This is a genomic window from Stenotrophomonas sp. STEN029 (assembly GCF_056760015.1).
Genome location: NZ_JBRREC010000069.1, coordinates 1 through 19,433 on the forward strand (window position 1 = coordinate 1; position 19,433 = coordinate 19,433).

The window sequence follows — 19,433 nt, forward strand, 5'->3', positions numbered from 1 at the left end:
CCCACAAACCATCAGATTGCAGAAATGCCGGTGATTCCAGCATTGCCAGCTTCGCGGCTGACGCCGCTCCTACAAAAACCAGAGCGCACCCCGCAGTTGTAGTGCCGAGCCGTGCTCGGCAGGGGCTTTCCCCAAGATCCATCAGCTCTTGTAGGAGCGGCGTAAGCCGCGAAGCCCACAAACCATCAGATTGCGGGAATGCCAATGTTTCCAATATCACCAGCTTCGCGGCTTACGCCGCTCCCACAAAAGAAAAAGCGGAGCGGCAGTGCCGGTAACGCCCCTTGCCGAGCATGGCTCGGCACTACAGCTGGGCGCTTATTTGACTTCGCTGTTGATCTTTTCCAGGTCCTTCTGCAGGTCCGCCATCAGCGGGGTCATCTTCTGCTGGATGGCGACCATCAGGTTCTGCATCAGTGCCGGGGTCTTGTCGAGCAGGCTCTGGCCTGCGGGGCTCTCGTAGAACTCGGCCATCGCCAGCACGTCCTCCTTCGAGAACGACTGCTTGTACAGGTCCACGTACATGGGCCGCATCTGCGACCACGCCAGCGCCTGACGCAAGGTCTGCGAGGTGCGCTGCTGGATGCGTTGCAACCCGGCCTTCTGCTCGGCAGTCAGTGACTGCTTCTGGGCGATCTCGGCGAACTGCTGTGCCTGCATGGCTTCCATCTGCGGCAGCATCGCGTCGAGCATGTTCTGGGCGCGGGAGGCGGCCAGCAGGCGGTTGACGTCGGCATCGGTGGCCGGGGCCGCCCATGCCGGCGTGATGCCGGCAAGCGCCAGGCTGGCGGCGACCAACAGGGGCGCGCAACGGGTACGAAGGGTCTGGCGGCAGCGCTGCATGAATCGTCCTTGTGATGGGCTGGGCTTGAGCATAACCGCGGCCTTGCCGGGGCTGAAGACAGGTTGCTGACCTCTGCGCGCAGGGGTGCAGGCAGTTGTGAGTGTCGAAGTGCGCTGTAGCGCATTGTTTTTAATGAAAAATTTACATCTTACGATCCTGCTTAACATAATTTGATGACGGGAACCTTACTGAAATTGCGAAAAATAGAGACGAGGGTCACGTTTCTATCTATGCTTGGCACCAGGAGTTGTACTCAGGGGGGGATACGTGGTCTCGCAAACCACGTACCCGCAACAAGTAGGGAACTGCGATGGACAGTCTGTTCGAGGGGCCGACCGTACTCGTCGTGGCCAGTTGGGTGGCGATTCTCACCCTGCTGTTGGCCACGGTTCTGCTGTTGATCATTGTTGTTCTGCGGGTAAGGGCGCAGCGCCGTGAAAAGCGCGATACCCAGGCCCGGCAGTTCTGGAACGATGTTCTGCAGCGCGAGCTTGCCGGTGAAACCGTGCCGGTGCACCGATTGCAACGCGATGAGGTCATAGGCTTCGTCGAAGCGTGGAACAGCGTCTGCGAGAGCCTGCCGGAAGCGTCGGTACGGCGGCTGGCGCCGCTCGGCCATCGGGTGGGTCTGGAGGAGGCGGCGCAGCGCATGTTGCGTGGCAGCTACCACGATCGCGCCATGACCATCATTGCCCTGGGCCATCTGCGCGACCGGCATCTCTACGACCTGCTGGCCAGGTTCCTCAACGACCGCAGCCCGATTGTCTCGCTGTGCGCAGCGCGGGCATTGGCGCAGGTGGATCCGCCGCGCGCCATGTCGGCATTCGTGCCGATGATCACCGAGCGCGAGGACTGGGTGCCGGGCAGCGTGGCGCGGATCCTTGCAGAGAACGAAGACGGCAGCGCCGCCCGCGAGATCAGCAATGCACTGCTGCGTGCCAATGCCGACTCCACCGTGAAGCTGGTGCGCTTCCTCGCCGACATCGATCCGCAGCGTGCGGCGGTGGTGGTGCGGCAGTTGCTGGAAGGGCACGTGGATGACCACATCATTTCGGTCTGCCTGCAGCTGATCAACGATCGCCAGGATCGCGAGCGCGTCATTGGTTTCCTCAGCGCGTCGCGCTGGCATGTGCGCATGCATGCGGCAGCGGCGTTGGGCCGCATCGGCGAGCGCGGAGATGCGACACGACTGGAAGCGCTGCTGTCGGACAGCGTCTGGTGGGTGCGCTATCGCACCGCGCAGGCCTTGTTCGGTTTGCCGGGCATGGGCGCCGACGCACTGCGTGAAGTGCAGTCGCGGCAGAGTGATGGCTACGGACGCGACATCATCGAACAGGTGCTGTCCGAGAACGCGATGAGGAGTGCGACATGAACGCTTATTGGCAGATGCTGGTGAGCTACGTGCAGCAGATTCCCTGGGTGAGTATCGCCGACTCGCTGCAGTGGTTCTTCATGGCCTACTTCGTCGCGATCAACCTGGCCTACCTGCTGCTGAACTACATCTCGGCCTACCAGATCGTGCGCTACATGCGCGAGTACCGGGCCAATTACCTGCCGGCCGGCCTGCGTGAGTACCAGCCGCCGGTAAGCATCATCCTGCCGGCGTACAACGAAGAAACCTCGGTGGTTTCCTCGGTGCGCTCGCTGCTCAAGACCAGCTACCCGGCGTTCGAGATCGTGGTGGTCAACGACGGCTCCAGCGACCGTACCCGCGATGCACTGATCGAGGCGTTTGGTCTGGTGCGGGTGCCCGAGGCCTATCGCACGCGCCTGCAGACCGAACCGGTGCACGGGGTGTATGCCTCGGCCAGTTGCCCGCGCGTGCGCATGGTCGACAAGGCCAATGGCGGCAAGGCCGACGCGATCAATGCCGGTATCAACTGCGTGCGCTACCCGTTGTTCTGCGTGGTTGATGCCGACAGCATCCTGCAGCCGGAGAGCCTGTCGCGGGTGGTGCGGCCGTTCCTGGAAGACAGCCGCGTGGTTGCCAGCGGCGGCGTGGTGCGTGTGCTCAATGGCTGCACCGTGCGCGATGGCATGCTCGACAAGATCGGCCTGCCCAACAGTTGGCTGCCCAGCTTCCAGTTGGTGGAATACCTGCGCGCCTTCCTGTTCGGACGCATGGGCTGGTCGCCGATGAACGCGCTGCTGATCATCTCCGGTGCCTTCGGTGTGTTCTACAAGGAACGGGTGATCGCCATCGGCGGTTACCGCACCGACACCGTCGGCGAGGACATGGACCTGGTGATCCGCCTGCACCGCAACCTGCGCGAGGAAAAGCGCGACTACCGCATCGTGTTCGTGCCCGACCCTGTGTGCTGGACCGAGGCCCCCACCGACCTGTCATCACTGCGCAGCCAACGCATGCGCTGGCAGCGTGGTCTGGCCGAAAGCCTGTGGACCAATATCGGCATGCTGTTCAACCGCCGCAGTGGCGCCGCCGGCTGGGTCGCGTTCCCATTCATGCTGTTCTTCGAGTTCCTGGGGCCGATCATCGAAGTGGTGGGCTATGTCTCGATGATCGTGCTGGCCCTGTGCGGGCTGGTGCAGCTGGATGTATTCCTGATCTTCCTCGCTGCGGCCGTCGGCATGGGCATCCTGCTCTCGGTCAACGCGATGCTGCTGGAGGAGCTTTCCTTCGGCTTGTACTCGCGGCCAGCGCAGCAGCTGCGTCTGTTCGTGGTGGCGATCCTGGAGAACTTCGGCTACCGCCAGGTGAATTCGGTATGGCGTTTCTCCGCCACCATCCGCTGGATGTTCACCCGTCGCAAGCGGCATAGCTGGGGGCGCATCAGTCGTGATGGTTCCTGGCAGCAGAACCAGAAGGAAGACGTGCCGGTGGCGGTGGCAGTTGCATCGTCGGTGGTAAGCGAATCGAGTATCAACCAATGATTGCCAGGAACCGTTCCATGACCCAGCACCACTCCCTCCGTGCGCCCCGCCATGCGCTGTCGCGTTGCCTGCTGCTGGCGTTGGCCGCTGCACCCTTGCTGGCGTTCGCCCAGGAAGCACCGGACAGCCTGACCCTGCAGCTGCAGCAGATCCGCGAACAGTCCGAGGCCAATAATCGCGCCGCAACCATCGCCCGCTACAGCGCGCTGCTGAGCGAGCATCCGGGCAATGGCGATGTGCTGTTGGCGCGTGGCCGCACCTATGCCTGGGACGGCCAGTACGCTGCCGCCGAGGCCGATCTGCAGCAGGTAGTGAAGAACAGCCCGACCTATGCCGACGCCTGGTCGGCACTGGGCGACATGTACCGCTGGAGCGACCGTCCGCAGCAGGCCGCCGATGCCTACTCGCATTGGGTGGAGCTGGCACCGCAGGACCCGGCAGCACGCATCGCGCGAGGCCGCGAACTGCGCGCGCTCGGCCAGACCGCTGCAGCGCGTGCCGATTTCGACGCCGCCGCCACGCTGGGTGCGGATCCAAAGGAGATCGCCGAGCTGCGCCTGAGCCTGTTGCCGCGCATGGCCAATCCGGATGCGGTGGCGGCCGATGGCTACCGCTGGGGCGCAAGCCTGGGCTGGGATCACACCCGTTTCAGCGGTGACCGCGATAGCTGGAACGACAACGACCTGACCCTGCGTCGTTACTTTCCGCGCGGCTCGCTGGGGCTGGAACTGCTGCGTGCGGATCACTTCAACACCTCCGACACCGCCTGGGCGCTGGACGGCTATGCACCGCTATGGTCGCGTGCCTACGCAAACCTGCGCTACCAACGCGGCCCGTCCAGTGGTGTGCTGCCCAGGCAGAGCTGGCGCGTGGAAGTGTTCCAGGGCGTGGGCAATGGCTGGGAACTGTCGGCCAGCGTCGACCAGCTGCGCTTCTCCGACACCACCGAGTTCTACGGCGTCGGCGTCGGCCGCTATGTCGGCAACTGGTATGGCCGCTACAAGCTGCAGCACGTGCCGGGTGTCGGTTCGGGCAGCTGGAGCCATCGCGTGTTGCTGCGCAATTACTACAAGGGCGATGCCGACGACTACCTGGAAGTCAGCGTCAGCAGCGGCCGCAGCACCGACCTGGACCGCTTTGGCGGCGTGGTGCGTGACAACAACGCCGCCATCGGCGTTGCGTGGCGGCATCAGGTCACACCCAACTGGGGCTTCAAGCTGGGCGTCGGTTATGCCGACGATGACAGCGGCTTCGATGAGCAGCGCTTGTCTGGCTCCATCTATACGCGCTGGTAAGGGAGCAGCTGACGATGATTTCCACGCATGACGGCGGCGCCTGGGCGCGCTTTTCTTCGGCATTCCCGGTGTTGCTGCTTGCGCAGGCGGTGTTGGTCGCGATGGCGGTCAGCAGCGGTGTGGCAGCTGCCGGCGGCAGTACGCAGACCGGCGCGATTGTCGGTATCGCCGGTGCACAGGCGCTGCTGATGCTGCTGCGCTCGGTGCCGATCCTGGTGCTGTTGTCGCTGCCACTGCTGGCGATCAAACGCGCCTTGCCGCGGTACATCGCGCTGGGCTTGCTGTGGTCGTTGTTCATCGTGGTGCAGGTGTTGCTGGACCAGTACTTCCAGGTGGCACATGTGCCGCTGGGGGCGGATCTGTTCGGCTACAGCCTTGCCGAAATCCGCACCACGCTGGCCGATGGCGCACCGTTGGGGCTGCGTGGCGTGTTGGCGATGGCACTGCCGCTGCTGGTGTTGTGGGCGGGCCTGCTGTGGCTGGCACGACGCGATGCGCGTGGCTCCACGGTGTGGAGCACGGTGTGGCTGGTGGCTGCCGGCATTGCGTGGATTCTGCCGCTGCCCAGCGGTGCAGCGGCGTTGAAGGACGTTGCCTCGCGCGACCTGGCCTGCAACAAGTTGGCCTGGTTCAGCGGCGATGTGTGGCGCTGGTTCAAGGGCGAGTCGGATGTGGCGGTCGTTCCCAGCGCCGTCGCCAGCGATGAGGCCCCGCTGGATCCGAACTTCCCGTTCCTGCGCCCGGAGCAGACGCCGGACGTACTGGGCCCCAATTTCTCGCCGACCAGCGATGGCCGACCGCCGAATGTCGTGTTGATCGTGGTCGAAGGTCTGGGCCGCTCCTTCTCCGGTCCGCAGGCATCGCTGGGCAGCTTCACTCCGTTCCTCGATGAGCTGGCTGGGCGCAGCCTTTACTTCGACAACTTCCTCGCCAACCAAGGCCGCACCTTTGGCGTGCTGCCGACCCTGATTGGTTCGGCACCGTTTGCCGACGAGGGCTTCACCGGTCTCGGCGATCGCATGTCGGCGCATCCCGGCTTGTTCAGTGTGCTGCGCCAGCAGGGCTATAACACCGCCTTCTACAACGGCACCGACACCAGCTTCGACAACGAGCGCGCCTACATGCAAGGCCAGCGAGTGCAGACGCTGGTCGACATGAACAATTTCGGTGAGGGTTATCAACGTAATCCCTTCAGTGCCTGGGGCTACCCGGACAAGGAACTGATCTCGCGGGTACTGGCCGACAATGACAGCGTGCAGGCGCCGTTCCTGACCGCGATCCAGACCATCTCGATGCACACCAGCTACGAGTTCCCCGATCAGGACGTGTACCGCAAGCAGTTCGAGCAGCGCCTGCAGCAGCTGCAGGTACCCGAGGCCGAGCGCGCCAGCTACCGCGCCAGCACCGATATCTACAGCACCATCCTGTACACCGATGAGCAGCTGCGCCGCTATTTCGCCTCGGTGGAAAAGACTCCGTGGTATGCCAATACCATCTTCGTCATCACCGGCGACCACCGCCTGCCGGAGATTCCGATGGGCGAGCATGTGGACCGTTACCACGTGCCCTTGATCGTGTTCTCGCCGCTGCTGAAGCAACCCAAGCGTATCCGCGCGGTGTCCTCGCAGCTGGACGTGACGCCGTCGTTGATGGCCTTGCTGTCCAATACCTATGGGCTGAAGCGGCCGGCACAGACGCCGTGGCTGGGCACCGGCCTGGACATGGCCGAGAGCTTCCGCAGCAACCAGCAATTCCCGTTGAAGCAGACCAAGACCAGTTCGCCGGAATATCTGGCTGGGCGTTGGTGGCTGCATGACGGCAAGTTGTACGAGCTGCAGGACGGCATGCACCTGGCCGAAACCGACGATGCCAGCGTGCTTGCATGGGCCAAACAGCGATTGCAGCGTTACACCCAGGCCAATGCGATCTTCATGCAGAAGATCGCGCTGACGCCGGAAGGTGCGACGCCGAAGTTGGTCGCGTACAGCGCGCCTGCAGCTGCTGCCGAAGTGGCGGCGGCACCGGCAGCGCATGGTTTGTCGCTGGCCTCGGCCGAGCTTGCCACCGTCGCCGATGGCGTGCGCTTGACCGCGGTCTTCAGCAGTGGCGATCCCAAGCCAAGCCGCTTGTTCGTGCCGCTGGCGGTGTTGTCCAGCGAGGACGGCCGCGAGTTGCAGGAAGTGTATGGGCAGGCAATGCAGCTGCCGCCGGGTGGCAGCCAGCAGGTGCAGTTGCAGCTGCGCCTGCCGCAGGATTGCGGTGGCCGCTGCTACGTGTCGGTGTTCCCGTCCGATCCGGACAACGGCAAGGCGATCGGGCAGGGCCGTTACCATCTGCAGGTGGACGCCGCTGCAGGCGTGGAGAAGTCGCAATGAGCCGCGCATTTGGCCTGGGCCTGCTGGCCGTGCTGTGTGTGCTGCCGATGGCGCAGGCAGCAGCGGCCAGTCGCGCGATCTGGACCTGGGAGGCGGAGTCGTACGCGATGATCGAAGACCCGGCGGTCGCCGATGAGGCGGTGGCGTATCTCAAGTCGCAGCGCATTGACACGGTGTACCTGTATGCCGACGCCTACAAGGACCGCAACCTCATCGTCGAGCAGCCGCAGCTGTACCGCGCCTTCATTGAACGCCTGCATGGCAAGAACATGAAGGTGTATGCCTTGCTGGGTTCCTGGTACCTGAGCACACAGAAGTATGTGTTGCCGGCGCACCGCAAGGAGGCCGAGGCGATGTTCCGCCGGGTGGTGGACTACAACGCCTCGGTGCCGGAAGCCGCGCGCTTTGATGGCGCCAACCTCGACATCGAGCCGCATATCCTCGACGAATGGGACGACGATACTCGTGCGGACTTGCTGATTGGCTTCCTGGACATGAGCGCGGCGGTGATGCGCATCAAGCAGGAAAGCGGCGCGACCTTGGCGGTTGGCCCGGCGATTCCGTTCTGGCTGGACGGCATCGAAGTGGACTGGAACGGCCGTCACCGTCCGGTCAGCGAGCACACCATCAACATCTACGACTACGTGGCCTTGATGGACTACCGCGACAAGGCCGAGGGCCGGGACAGCATCCTGTCGCACGCGGCCAGCGAGATCGCCTATGCCAATGAAGTCGGCAAGAAGGTGGTGATCGGGCTGGAGGTCTCGTCCAACGACATCGACAAGGTCACCTTCCATGAAGAAGGGCCCAAGGTGTTCGAACAGGAAGTGCGCAAGGTGGAACGTGCGCTGCGCAACGAGCCCTCGTTTGACGGCTTCGCGATCCATCACTACCGCGCCTACCGGCGCTGGGCTGGGCAGTATTGGGAATGAATGGAACCCCTCCCTCGCGCAGGCTGCGCTCCCTCCCTTGCGCGCAGCGCAGGGGAGGGCCGGGGAAGGGGGCCTTTGCTTGAGCCCCCTCCCTTTTGCGTAGCAAAGGGGAGGGTTGGGGAGGGGTGCTTCTAAAGCTCCAGTCGCCCAGCAAAACCCAACCCGCAAGCTCCGGTACTCAGAACCAGCGCAGGCACTCAACTTCAGCCGCGAAAGGCACCCCTCCCCAGCCCTCCCCTGCGCTCCGCGCAAGGGAGGGGGCAACAGCGGCGCTTTGTCGGGGAGGCAGCTAAAACCGCCGCAGCCCTTACAATGCGCCGATGGCGACGGAGCAGATTGAAATCTCGGAACGATTGGCGATACCGGAAACGGAGATCGTCGAGCGTTTCGTGCGCGCGTCCGGCGCGGGCGGGCAGAACGTCAACAAGGTCTCCACCGCGGTGGAACTGCGTTTCGACATCGCCGGCTCGCCGTCCCTGTCCGAACCACTGCGCGAGCGCCTGCTCGCCCGCCGCGATCGCCGGGTGACCGGCGAAGGCGTGCTGGTGATCGATGCGCAGCGCTTCCGCACCCAGGACCGTAACCGCCAGGATGCGCGCGAACGTCTTGCCAGCTTCATCCAGGCCAGCCTGAGCGTGCCCAAGCCACGGGTGGCTACCAAGCCCTCTTACGGCTCCAAGCTGCGCCGGCTGGATCAGAAAAAAGAACGCGCGCAGGTCAAGCGCGGCCGTTCCACACGTAATTGGGAGTAGTGCTTGAGCAACACACCGCCGACCATTCCGGCTATTCCCGCTGCCATGCCGCAGCGCAAGGGCGCCGCCTTCAGCCGTTGGCTGGGCCGCAGCGTGCTGCGCCTGGGTGGCTGGCAGATCCGTGGGCCCATCCCGGACCTGGCCAAGGCGGTGGTGATCGCCGCGCCGCATTCGTCCAACTGGGATGGCCTGTGGGGGCTGGCGGCAAAGATGGCGTTGGGCCTTGAAGCCCGCATCCTCGGCAAGGACAAGCTGTTCTGGTGGCCGCTGAGCCTGGTGTTGCGGCGGATGGGCGTGGTGCCGCTGGATCGCAGTTCGCCGCAGGGCACGGTCGGCCAAGCGGTGGCGATGATCCGCGACAGCGAGCAGATCTGGTATGCGCTGGCACCGGAAGGCACGCGCAAGCCGGTGACTGAATGGAAGGGCGGCTTCCTGAAAATCGCGCGCATGGCCGATGTGCCCATCATCCCGGCCTATTTCCATTACCCGGAAAAGGTCATCGGCTTCGGTCCGGTGTTCCATACGACCGGTGACGACGTGGCCGACATGGCCGCCGTTCGCCAGTGGTACCGGCAATGGATGGGCCACAACCGCGGCACCGGCTGAGCCGCCGCGTCCGGCGCGGCTTGGCGCCACCATCGGCACATGCCGCTCACAGGGGAACGGAGTAGGGTGATGGGCTGTTCGAAGCCCGTTCCCAAGGAGCCGTTTCATGTCGCGTACCGTTGTCCTGGCCGCCGCCATCAGCCTTGCGCTGGCCGCCTGTTCTGGCAAGGAGTCCACTGCCCCCGTGACCGCCAATGCACCTGCGGAGGCCGCCAAGCCGGGCGATGCCTCCACCAACCCGTTCATGACTGTGAGCTCGCTGCCGTTCCAGGCGCCGGCCTTCGACAAGATCAAGGACAGCGACTACCTGCCAGCCTTCGAGGAAGGCATGCGCCAGCAGCTGGCGGAGATCAAGCAGATCACCGACAACACCCAGCCGGCCACCTTCGACAACACCTTGCTGCCGATGGAGAAGTCCGGCGCCATCCTGGACCGCGTCAGCCGCGTGTTCTTCAGCGTGGTGCAGGCCGACACCAACCCGGAGCGGCAGAAGATCCAGGAAGACGTGGTGCCCAAGCTGGCCGCGCATGGTGATGCCATCCACCTCGACGCCAAGCTGTTCGCGCGCATCAAGAGCATCCATGACGGCCGCGCCGAAGCCGGCCTGGACGCCGAGCAGCTGCGCGTGGTCGAGGAAACCTACAAGGGCTTCGTCAAGGCCGGTGCCGAGCTCAGCGATACCGACAAGGAAACGCTGAAGCAGTACAACGCCGAAGAAGCCACCCTGTCCAACGACTTCCACAACAAGCTGGTCGCGGCCACCGCCGCCGGTGCGGTGGTCATCGATGACAAGGCGCAGCTGGCCGGCCTGTCCGATGGCGACATCGCCGCTGCCGAAGACGCTGCCAAGGGCCGCAAGCTCGACGGCAAGTGGGTGCTGAGCCTGCAGAACACCACCCAGCAGCCGGCACTCGGCTCGCTGCAGGACCGCGATGTGCGCGCCAAGGTGCTGCAGGCCTCGGAGACCCGCACCGAGCACGGTGATGCCAACGACACCCGCGCCATCATCCAGCGCCTGGCCCAGTTGCGTGCGGCCAAGGCCAAGTTGCTCGGCTTCCCGAACTACGCCGCCTACAACCTCACCGACCAGATGGCGCAGACGCCGGAGCATGCGCTCAAGCTGCTGACCGACACCGTGCCGGCGGCTACCGCCAAGGCTCGCGGTGAGCTGGCCGAGATCCAGAAGGTGATCGACGCGCAGAAGGGTGGCTTCAAGGCCAGCGCATCGGATTGGGACTTCTACGCCGAGCAGGTGCGCAAGGCCAAGTACGACCTCGACGAGTCGCAGATCAAGCCCTACTTCGAACTGGACAACGTGCTGCAGAACGGCGTTTTCTACGCCGCCAACCAGCTCTACGGCCTGACCTTCAAGGAGCGCAAGGACCTGCCGGTCTACCACCCGGACGTGCGCGTGTTTGAAGTCACCGATGCCAACGGCCAGCCGCTGGCGCTGTTCTACGCCGACTTCTTCAAGCGCGACAGCAAGTCCGGTGGCGCCTGGATGGACGTGTTCGTCGAGCAGGACGGCCTGACCGGCACCAAGCCGGTGGTCTACAACGTCAGCAACTTCACCAAGCCTGCCGCCGGCCAGCCCGCGCTGCTGAGCTGGGACGACGTGACCACCATGTTCCATGAGTTCGGCCACGCCCTGCATGGCATGTTCTCCAACACCAAGTACCCGAGCGTGGCCGGCACCGGCGTGCCGCGTGACTTCGTCGAGTTCCCGTCGCAGTTCAACGAGCACTGGGCCTCGGACCCGAAGGTGTTCGCCAACTACGCCAAGCACTACCAGACCAAGGCAGCGATGCCGCAGGAGCTGGTCGACAAGATCGCCAAGGCCAAGACCTTCAACCAGGGCTACATGACCACCGAATACCTGTCGGCGGCGCTGCTCGACCTGGCCTGGCATACGCAGGGCGCTGACGCACCGCTGCAGGACGTGGACAAGTTCGAAGCCGATGCGCTGAAGCGCTACAAGGTGGACCTGGCACAGGTGCCGCCGCGTTACCGCAGCAGCTACTTCGACCATATCTGGGGTGGCGGTTACTCAGCCGGTTACTACGCCTACTTCTGGGCGGAGATGATCGACCACGACGCCTTCGAGTGGTTCAAGGAGAACGGCGGCCTGACCCGTGAGAACGGCCAGGTGTTCCGCGACAAGATCCTGTCGATCGGCAATACCCGTGACCTGGCAACGGCCTACCGCGACTTCCGTGGCAAGGACCCGAGCGTCGAGCCGCTGCTGCACAACCGCGGTTTGAAGTAAGCGGCCTTGAAACAAGCGCTCGCGATTGTGAGCGTGTGAAACGACGAACGGCAGGGGAAACCCTGCCGTTCGTGTTTGTGCGCGTGCGGTGCTGCAGGCTGCAGCGCGCTGGTGTTACTCGCAACGCACCTTGGTGATGACGTTGTTGGCATCGGTGTAGACGCGCAGGCGGTCCTGGCGGATATCGCGGGAAACAATCGTGGTCGGGCTGATCGGATTGACCAGGCCTGCACCGCTCTCGGTCTTCAGGCGACGCACGGTGGCTTCGTCGTTTACCTTGCCTACCGCCCATTGCACCGCTGCATCGCTGCAGCGGCCGAAATCGGGATCGTCGCTAAGCGGCGGTGCACTCAGGCAGCCGCTCAAGGCGATGCTCAGCAGGCCGCCGACCAGCAGCGGGCGGAGGATGGCAGCGGTGTAATGCGATGTGATTTGAGGCATGGGGCAGTTCCTCCGTTCGAATATGTGCGGAGCATAGCAGCGGCCCTATGTCTGGTTGCTGTTTTTCAGGACTGCCAACCGCGTCGCGGCAGGACAATGAATGACTGCTAGGATCATTCCGGTTGTATCTCTGACCTGATCAAGCCAAGGAAGCTACCCCATGAAATCAGCCAAGCGATCCATCATTGCCGCCTGTGCCACCGTGCTTTTCGGTATGGCAGGCGTGCAGCCCGAGGCCGATGCCTGCACCCGTTTCGTCTACCACGGTGCTGGCAATGAAATCTTCACCGGCCGTTCGATGGACTACAAGATCGATACCGGCACCCATCTGTGGATGTTCCCGCGTGGCATGCAGCGCAACGGCGAGACCGGCCCGGATACGCTGAAGTGGACCTCGCGCTACGGCAGCGTCATTGCCAGCGCTTACGACATCTCCACCACCGACGGCATGAACGAAGCCGGCCTGGTCGCCAACCTGCTGTGGCTGGCCGAGTCCGAATACCCCGAGCGCAACAGCGGCAAGCCCGGCTTGGCCATCTCGGTGTGGACGCAGTACATGCTCGACAACTTCGCCACTGTCGAGGAAGCGGTGAAGGTGTTGAGCGCCGAGCCTTTCACCCTGGTGAGCGATGCAGCGCCCGGCGAGCAGCGCCTGGCCACCTTGCACCTGTCCATTTCCGATGCCAGTGGCGACAGCGCCATCATCGAATACATCAAGGGCAAGCAGGTCATCCATCACAGCCGCGACTACAAGGTGATGACCAACTCGCCGATCTTCGAAGAGCAGCTGGCACTGGAAACCTATTGGCGGCAGATCGGCGGCACGGTGATGTTGCCGGGCACCAACCGTGCTTCGGATCGCTTCGCGCGCGCTGCCTTCTATATCGACGCCATTCCCAAGTCGACCGACCCGGTGGAATCCACTGCCAGCGTGTTTGGCGTGATCCGCAATGTATCGGTGCCCTACGGCATCACCACGCCTGACCAGCCGAATATTTCCTCGACGCGCTGGCGCACGGTCTCCGACCAGTCGCGCCTGCGTTACTACTTCGAATCCGCGCTGGCCACCAATGTGTTCTGGGTGGACCTGAAGAAGATCGATTTCAGCGAGCGCGGCAAGGTGAAGCGCCTCGACCTCGGCAACCAGCAGCGCACCATCTACTCGGGTGAAGCCAACGCCCAGTTCAAGGACGCCAAGCCCTTCCGCTTCCTGGGCGTATAAGGCGAGCAATCGGCGTGCCCGTGCAAGCGGGCACGCATCATCTGGAGTTTCAATGAAAACCCGATTCACCCGCAAATACCTGTGCCTGCTGCTGGCAATTGGCGGCATGCCGCTCGCCCACGCACAGAGCAACGACAACGACGACAGCTGGCGCTTCCAGGCCACGCCTTATGTGTGGATGAGCGGCATGGAAGGGCAGGTAAGGCCGTTCCGCAGCGCACCGACGGCGGATGTGCACAAGTCCTTCTCCGAGCTGATGGAGGATCTCGACGCTGCGGCGTTCATCACCGGCACCGCACGCCGCGGCAACTTCGTGCTGCAGGCCGATTTCACCCACGCATCCACTTCCGATTCGACGCCGCTGCCGATTGGCCTGGCAGCCAACGTGAAGGTGAAGCAGACCTCGGCAACCGTGACTGCAGGCTATGCCTGGTCGGCGAACGAGCGCACCGGCATCGATCTGTTGGCGGGCGCGCGTTACTGGGACATCAATGCTGCGGTGAACGTGCCCGGCCTGGTATCGGCGCGTTCGGATTCCACCTTCGTCGACCCGATTGCCGGCGTGCGCTGGCGGCAGACGCTGAGCCCGCGCTGGAGCAGCATTGCCTATGTAGATGTAGGCGGTTTTGGTGTGGGTTCGGATTCGACCTGGCAGCTGTTGGCGCTGGCCAACTACCAGGCAACGGACAAGCTGTTCGTATCGATGGGCTACCGCCACCAGAGCCTGGATTACCACGACAAGGGCAAGCGCCTGGACGTGTCCCTGTCCGGCCCGATGCTGGGCGTGACCTACCGCTTCGGCGCAGGGCAGTAGCTTTAGTCCCCTCCCTTTCGCGTAGCGAAGGGGAGGGTTAGGGAGGGGTGCTCTGAGCAGCAACCCCCAAAAGCCCAAAGCAAACCCAACCCCCTCCCAACCTCCCCCTTGGCTACGCCAAAGGGGAGGGGCAAAGCTTCGCCCCCTCCCTTTCGCGCAGCGAAGGGGAGGGCTGGGGAGGGGTAGCTTTTGACCGTGTAGAGCCGAGCCACGCTCGGCTGGAGCCTTACCGGGAAAGTCTCTGCCGAGCATGGCTCGGCACTACAGCTTGGCCCCCTCCCTTTCGCGCAGCGAAGGGGAGGGCTGGGGAGGGGTAGCTTTTGACCATGTAGAGCCGAGCCATGCTCGGCTGGAGCCTTACCGGGAAAGCCTCTGCCGAGCACGGCTCGGCACTACAGCTTCGCCCCCACCCATTCGCGCAGCGCAGGGGAGGGCTGGGGACCAATCACTCCACCTCGTTCGGATCCGCCTTCCAATACCCGGTCGCGCGAATCCACTCCTTCGGCACCTGCAGATGCCCCTCCACAAACTTGCGCATCATCCGCGCACGCTTGGACTCGGTGGCAATCCAGTAATGCGTATCACCATCAGGCTGCTCGAAATCCACCAAAGCATCCTCCAGCAAGGTGCTGCTGGCCGCATCAAAGCCATTGCGCTCGAACCAGGAAACAGTCACCTGCGCTGAACTCTCCAGCGGCTGCCGATCACCTTCTTCCGGGATCTCGATGAACACCTCGGCCACCGCACCTTCCGGCAGCTCCTCCAAGCGCCGCGCAATCGCCGGCAACGCCGTCTCATCGCCAATCAGCACATAGCAGTCGAAGTCATCGGCCACCACATGCGAACCACGCGGGCCGGCAACCACCAATGCGTCGCCGACCTTGGCGGTGGCTGCCCAGCTCGTGGCCGGGCCATCACCATGCAGCACGAAGTCCAGCACCAGTTCCCCAGCATCAGCATCGTAGAAACGCGGCGTGTAATCGCGCGCCGGCGAAGGCTGCTTGCCTTCCGGATAGCGCGGGCCCTGCTCGGTGAGTTCCGGCAATACAAATTCGCCTTCGGCATTGGCGAAAAACAGCTTCACGTGGTCATCCGGTGAGCGGCTGTCAAAACCTTCCAGCGCATCGCCGCCTACAACAATGCGCTGCATGTTCGGGGTCAGGCGTTCCGTGTGCACTACCTGCAGCTGGCGGAAACGCGGGGTCATGCGGATCAATTGGGTTTCATGCTGTGACATGGGGGTACCTGGGGTCAGTGTCGGCAAGGCCGGGAGACCGTGGCTGGATCGCTCTGGCTGGGTCGTAATGAATAACGGTGGTGCGAATCAGTTTTCCTGCGACTGCTGCTGTACCAGTGCGGTCGCCTCTGCAATCAAACTGGCGATGCGCGCGACATCGGCGTCCTGCCAATCGCCTTTGCGCAACATCAACGAGTGGGTGAACTGGTGCATGGCATCGCGTAGCGGCGCCGGCAGGCTTTCCCTGGCGATGACGCGCGAGTTGTGGCGCGCTCGCATGCGCGCGGTTTCCACGTCCTCGGCGCGCAGCTTGAGCTGGTTCTGGCCAAGGTTGGTGATGTGGTAGCGCTTGCGACCGCCGTCTTCCTCGGCGCTCACCCAACGCTGCTTCTCGAAGTCGGCCAGCAGCGGATACACCGAGCCCGCGCTGGGCGTGTAGACGCGCACGAACATCTCGCTGATCTGCTGGATCAGCTCGTAGCCGTGGCGCGGCTGCTCGCCGATCAGCGACAGCAGCAACAGGCGCAGATCGCCACGGCCCAAGGGGCGCGGGGTGGGGGAGCGGCGGGGTTCCGGGCTGGTCATCAGGGTTTTCGATATATCGAATTTGCGCAAAACGATATATCGAAAACTCTTCCGGCGCAAATGGCAGCGCCTCCCATGGGACGGTGCAGACCAGCAAGGTGGGCATTGCTGGTGGGTGGCGGGGCCGTTCGCTGGCCCGGCTGTCATCGGGCTGACCCCGGCAGATGGCAATTTCGCCCCGTGTTTAGCGCCATTAAGGATGTTGGCAGGGGTGCGGAAGCTGTCCCCGGCTGTCCTCGTGGGCGCATGAGAACTGTCGCGAACTGTCTTGCAGACACTGGCTTTTGCCGCTCCATACGCATGCGTAGCCAGCTTGGCAAGGTACCGGGTGCGCTACACTTTACGGCTCAAAATAATGACAAGCGCGCGCGTGCGTGCAGTAACTGGGAGCGCTAATGAACTGGTTGAACGAGATGCTTGATAACGACACGAATCCCCTGGAAACCCAGGAGTGGATCGAGTCGTTGAAGGCCGTTATCGATGTCGAGGGCCCCGAGCGCGCACATCAGTTGCTGGAAGGCATGGTTGAACTGACCCGTCGCTCGGGTGCGTTCCTGCCGTTCTCCCCCACCACCGAATACGTCAACACCATCGAGCCGCAGCTGGAAGCCAAGAGCCCCGGCAATGCGGAACTGGAATGGCGCATTCGTTCCATCATCCGTTGGAACGCGATGGCCACCGTCGTGCGCGCCAACCGCAAGCCGGGCGACCTGGGCGGCCACATCGCCTCGTTCGCATCGGGCGCCACGCTCTATGACGTGGGCTTCAACCACTTCTGGCGCGCACCGAGTGACAACCACCCGGGCGACCTGCTGTTCATCCAGGGCCACAGCGCCCCGGGCATCTATGCGCGTTCCTACCTGGAAGGCCGCATCAGCGAGCAGCAGCTGGACAAGTTCCGCATGGAAGTGGACGGCGGCGGTCTGTCGTCGTACCCGCACCCGTGGCTGATGCCGGATTACTGGCAGACCCCGACCGTGTCGATGGGCCTGGGCCCGCTGGCTGCCATCTACCAGGCGCAGTTCCTGCGTTACCTGGAAAACCGTGGCCTGATCGAGAAGAGCGACCGCAAGGTGTGGTGCTTCATCGGCGACGGCGAGTCGGACGAGCCGGAAACCCTGGGCGCGATCGCCCTGGCCGGCCGCGAAGGCCTGGACAACCTGATCTTCGTCGTCAACTGCAACCTGCAGCGCCTTGATGGCCCGGTGCGCGGCAACGGCAAGATCATCCAGGAACTGGAAGGCGTGTTCCGTGGCGGCGGCTGGAACGTGATCAAGCTGCTGTGGGGCGGTTACTGGGATGCCCTGCTGGCCAAGGACACCAATGGCGTCCTGAAGAAGCTGATGATGGAAACCGTCGACGGCGAATACCAGAACTGCAAGGCATTCGGCGGCGCGTATACGCGCGAGCATTTCTTCGGCAAGTACCCGGAAACCGCAGCCATGGTCGCCGGTCTGTCCGACGACGACATCTGGCGCCTGAACCGTGGCGGCCACGACCCGCACAAGGTGTACGCCGCCTACCACCAGGCCGTGAACACCAAGGGCATGCCGACCGTGATCCTGGCCAAGACGGTCAAGGGCTACGGCATGGGCAGCGCTGGCGAAGCGCTCAACCCCACCCACCAGACCAAGAAGCTGGACGACGAATCGGTCCGCCATTTCCGCGACCGCTTCAACATCCCGGTCACCGACGAGCAGCTCAAGGACGGCCAGGTGCCGTTCTACCACCCGGGCCCGGATTCGCCGGAAGTGAAGTACCTGCAGGAGCGCCGCGCTGCGATGGGCGGCTACCTGCCGCAGCGTCGCCAGAAGGCCGACAAGTCCTTCATCGCACCGAAGCTGGAAACCTACGAGCGCCTGCTCAAGGAATCCGGCGAGCGCACCTATTCCACCACCATGGCCTTCGTGCAGACGCTGAACATCAGCCTGCGTGACAAGGAGCTGGGCCCGCGCCTGGTGCCGATCGTCGCCGACGAAGCGCGTACCTTCGGCATGGAAGGCCTGTTCCGCCAGATCGGCATCTATGCCCCGTACGGCCAGAAGTACAAGCCGGTCGACGCTGACCAGCTCATGTACTACCGCGAAGACCAGAGCGGCCAGGTGCTGCAGCAGGGCATCAGCGAGCCGGGTGCCATGTCTTCGTGGATGGCGGCCGGTACCAGCTACTCGGTCAGCAACGTGCCGATGCTGCCGTTCTACATCTACTACTCGATGTTCGGCTTCCAGCGCATCGGCGACATCGCCTGGCAGGCAGCGGACATGCGTACCCGCGGCTTCCTGCTCGGTGGCACCGCCGGCCGCACCACGCTGAACGGCGAAGGCCTGCAGCACGAAGATGGCTTCAGCCATATCGTCGCTGGCGGCATCCCGAACGTGCGCAGCTACGACCCGACCTTCGGTTTCGAAGTAACCGTCATCCTCCAGCACGGCACCAAGGCCATGATGGAAGACCAGATCGACGAGTACTACTACATCACCCTGATGAACGAGAACTACGCCCACCCGGCCATGCCGGAAGGCGCAGCCGAAGGCATCATCAAGGGCATGTACCTGCTCACCGACGCAGGCAAGCCGAAGAAGGGCGAGCTGCGCGTGCAGCTGCTGGGCAGCGGCACCATCCTGCGCGAAGCCATTGCAGCGGCCGAACTGCTGGACAAGGATTTCGGCGTCACCGCCGACATCTGGAGCTGCCCGAGCTTCAACGAACTGCGTCGTGATGGTTTCGACGCCGAGCGCTGGAACCGCCTGCACCCGGAAGCCGAACCGCGCAAGCCGTACGTCACCGAGCTGCTGGAAGGCCGCCAGGGCCCGGTCATCGCCGCAACCGACTACGTGCGCGCCTACACCGACCAGATCCGCGCTTTCGTGCCGGCGACGTATTCGGTACTGGGCACGGACGGCTTCGGTCGTTCGGACACGCGTGCGAACTTGCGTCGCTTCTTCGAGGTTGACCGTTATTACATCGCCCACGCGGCCATTGCGGCGCTGGCGAAGGATGGGAAGATGACGGCTAAGGATGTGGCCCGGGCGATCAAGCAGTATGGGATTGATCCGGAGAAGGCTAATCCTGTTGGGGTTTGATTTAATCCTGTGAACTAAAGAAAGCGGCCCAGTGGCCGCTTTCTTTTTGCAGGGATATCTACCTCCGACTGGGTCGGCCGGTACTTCAG

Annotated in this window: 15 protein-coding genes; 11 read left to right on the forward strand and 4 right to left on the reverse strand. The window is 63.6% G+C overall.

Features of this window, described 5'->3' with window-relative positions; translation table 11 throughout:
* Nucleotides 1-318: 318 nt before the first annotated feature.
* On the reverse strand, nt 319-843 hold the full coding sequence (locus tag ACVOLI_RS14585) for a DUF2059 domain-containing protein (protein ID WP_481614969.1): 525 nt from the start codon (nt 841-843) through the stop codon (nt 319-321).
* A gap of 311 nt (nt 844-1,154) precedes the next feature.
* Between ACVOLI_RS14585 and ACVOLI_RS14590 the strand changes: the two genes are divergently transcribed.
* The 8 genes from ACVOLI_RS14590 to dcp all read left to right on the forward strand — a co-directional run bounded on the left by ACVOLI_RS14590 (nt 1,155) and on the right by dcp (nt 11,962).
* Entirely contained in the window at nt 1,155-2,216 is a 1,062-nt protein-coding gene (locus tag ACVOLI_RS14590) for a HEAT repeat domain-containing protein (RefSeq protein ID WP_481614970.1), read from the forward strand.
* Nucleotides 2,213-3,736, forward strand: a complete 1,524-nt coding sequence (locus ACVOLI_RS14595; RefSeq protein WP_481614971.1) for a glycosyltransferase family 2 protein — start codon at nt 2,213-2,215, stop codon at nt 3,734-3,736. Before ACVOLI_RS14590 ends, ACVOLI_RS14595 begins: the two co-directional genes overlap by 4 nt.
* A gap of 17 nt (nt 3,737-3,753) precedes the next feature.
* Nucleotides 3,754-5,031 (forward strand): YaiO family outer membrane beta-barrel protein, encoded by a 1,278-nt coding sequence (locus ACVOLI_RS14600; protein WP_481614972.1) that lies wholly within the window; start codon nt 3,754-3,756, stop codon nt 5,029-5,031.
* 14 nt (nt 5,032-5,045) lie between these two features.
* Nucleotides 5,046-7,406 (forward strand): LTA synthase family protein, encoded by a 2,361-nt coding sequence (locus tag ACVOLI_RS14605; RefSeq protein ID WP_481614973.1) that lies wholly within the window; start codon nt 5,046-5,048, stop codon nt 7,404-7,406.
* Nucleotides 7,403-8,338 (forward strand): hypothetical protein, encoded by a 936-nt coding sequence (locus ACVOLI_RS14610; protein ID WP_481614974.1) that lies wholly within the window; start codon nt 7,403-7,405, stop codon nt 8,336-8,338. The genes ACVOLI_RS14605 and ACVOLI_RS14610 overlap by 4 nt, the downstream gene beginning before the upstream one ends.
* 320 nt (nt 8,339-8,658) lie before the next feature.
* A complete protein-coding gene (gene arfB / locus ACVOLI_RS14615) occupies nt 8,659-9,090 on the forward strand; it encodes an alternative ribosome rescue aminoacyl-tRNA hydrolase ArfB (RefSeq protein WP_481614975.1) in 432 nt (143 codons plus the stop codon).
* 3 nt (nt 9,091-9,093) lie between these two features.
* Nucleotides 9,094-9,696, forward strand: coding sequence for a 1-acyl-sn-glycerol-3-phosphate acyltransferase (locus tag ACVOLI_RS14620; RefSeq protein ID WP_481614976.1), 603 nt, complete (start codon nt 9,094-9,096; stop codon nt 9,694-9,696).
* 106 nt (nt 9,697-9,802) lie between these two features.
* Complete coding sequence (dcp, locus tag ACVOLI_RS14625) at nt 9,803-11,962, forward strand: peptidyl-dipeptidase Dcp (RefSeq protein ID WP_481614977.1); 2,160 nt, start codon at nt 9,803-9,805, stop codon at nt 11,960-11,962.
* 114 nt (nt 11,963-12,076) lie between these two features.
* On the opposite strand, the gene ACVOLI_RS14630 is transcribed toward dcp, so the two are convergent.
* Complete coding sequence (locus ACVOLI_RS14630; protein ID WP_481614978.1) at nt 12,077-12,403, reverse strand: hypothetical protein; 327 nt, start codon at nt 12,401-12,403, stop codon at nt 12,077-12,079.
* A 160-nt stretch (nt 12,404-12,563) separates the two neighbouring features.
* Here ACVOLI_RS14630 and ACVOLI_RS14635 point away from each other — a divergent pair, with 160 nt between their 5' ends.
* Both ACVOLI_RS14635 and ACVOLI_RS14640 read left to right on the forward strand, forming a co-directional pair.
* Nucleotides 12,564-13,625, forward strand: coding sequence for a linear amide C-N hydrolase (locus tag ACVOLI_RS14635; protein ID WP_481614979.1), 1,062 nt, complete (start codon nt 12,564-12,566; stop codon nt 13,623-13,625).
* A 52-nt stretch (nt 13,626-13,677) separates the two neighbouring features.
* Nucleotides 13,678-14,439, forward strand: a complete 762-nt coding sequence (locus ACVOLI_RS14640) for a porin family protein (RefSeq protein WP_481614980.1) — start codon at nt 13,678-13,680, stop codon at nt 14,437-14,439.
* Between the two features lie 445 nt (nt 14,440-14,884).
* Here ACVOLI_RS14640 and ACVOLI_RS14645 read toward each other — a convergent pair whose 3' ends face one another.
* Both ACVOLI_RS14645 and ACVOLI_RS14650 read right to left on the reverse strand, forming a co-directional pair.
* Nucleotides 14,885-15,676 carry a siderophore-interacting protein gene (locus ACVOLI_RS14645; protein ID WP_481614981.1) on the reverse strand — a complete coding sequence of 264 codons (792 nt, stop codon included), beginning with the start codon at nt 15,674-15,676 and terminating at the stop codon, nt 14,885-14,887.
* A gap of 87 nt (nt 15,677-15,763) precedes the next feature.
* Nucleotides 15,764-16,261, reverse strand: coding sequence for a PadR family transcriptional regulator (locus ACVOLI_RS14650; protein WP_481614982.1), 498 nt, complete (start codon nt 16,259-16,261; stop codon nt 15,764-15,766).
* Nucleotides 16,262-16,656: 395 nt separating this feature from the next.
* Between ACVOLI_RS14650 and aceE the strand changes: the two genes are divergently transcribed.
* Complete coding sequence (gene aceE, locus ACVOLI_RS14655) at nt 16,657-19,344, forward strand: pyruvate dehydrogenase (acetyl-transferring), homodimeric type (protein WP_303748745.1); 2,688 nt, start codon at nt 16,657-16,659, stop codon at nt 19,342-19,344.
* The last annotated feature ends 89 nt before the right edge of the window (nt 19,345-19,433 follow it).

Excerpts from the sequence above, each read along its gene's own strand:
- ACVOLI_RS14585 (WP_481614969.1), bottom strand. The coding sequence starts at position 843 with ATGCAGCGCTGCCGCCAGACCCTTCGTACCCGTTGCGCGCCCCTGTTG.
- ACVOLI_RS14590 (WP_481614970.1), top strand. The coding sequence starts at position 1,155 with ATGGACAGTCTGTTCGAGGGGCCGACCGTACTCGTCGTGGCCAGTTGG.
- ACVOLI_RS14595 (WP_481614971.1), top strand. The coding sequence starts at position 2,213 with ATGAACGCTTATTGGCAGATGCTGGTGAGCTACGTGCAGCAGATTCCC.
- ACVOLI_RS14600 (WP_481614972.1), top strand. The coding sequence starts at position 3,754 with ATGACCCAGCACCACTCCCTCCGTGCGCCCCGCCATGCGCTGTCGCGT.
- ACVOLI_RS14605 (WP_481614973.1), top strand. The coding sequence starts at position 5,046 with ATGATTTCCACGCATGACGGCGGCGCCTGGGCGCGCTTTTCTTCGGCA.
- ACVOLI_RS14610 (WP_481614974.1), top strand. The coding sequence starts at position 7,403 with ATGAGCCGCGCATTTGGCCTGGGCCTGCTGGCCGTGCTGTGTGTGCTG.
- arfB (WP_481614975.1), top strand. The coding sequence starts at position 8,659 with ATGGCGACGGAGCAGATTGAAATCTCGGAACGATTGGCGATACCGGAA.
- dcp (WP_481614977.1), top strand. The coding sequence starts at position 9,803 with ATGTCGCGTACCGTTGTCCTGGCCGCCGCCATCAGCCTTGCGCTGGCC.
- ACVOLI_RS14630 (WP_481614978.1), bottom strand. The coding sequence starts at position 12,403 with ATGCCTCAAATCACATCGCATTACACCGCTGCCATCCTCCGCCCGCTG.
- ACVOLI_RS14635 (WP_481614979.1), top strand. The coding sequence starts at position 12,564 with ATGAAATCAGCCAAGCGATCCATCATTGCCGCCTGTGCCACCGTGCTT.
- ACVOLI_RS14640 (WP_481614980.1), top strand. The coding sequence starts at position 13,678 with ATGAAAACCCGATTCACCCGCAAATACCTGTGCCTGCTGCTGGCAATT.
- ACVOLI_RS14645 (WP_481614981.1), bottom strand. The coding sequence starts at position 15,676 with ATGTCACAGCATGAAACCCAATTGATCCGCATGACCCCGCGTTTCCGC.
- ACVOLI_RS14650 (WP_481614982.1), bottom strand. The coding sequence starts at position 16,261 with ATGACCAGCCCGGAACCCCGCCGCTCCCCCACCCCGCGCCCCTTGGGC.
- aceE (WP_303748745.1), top strand. The coding sequence starts at position 16,657 with ATGAACTGGTTGAACGAGATGCTTGATAACGACACGAATCCCCTGGAA.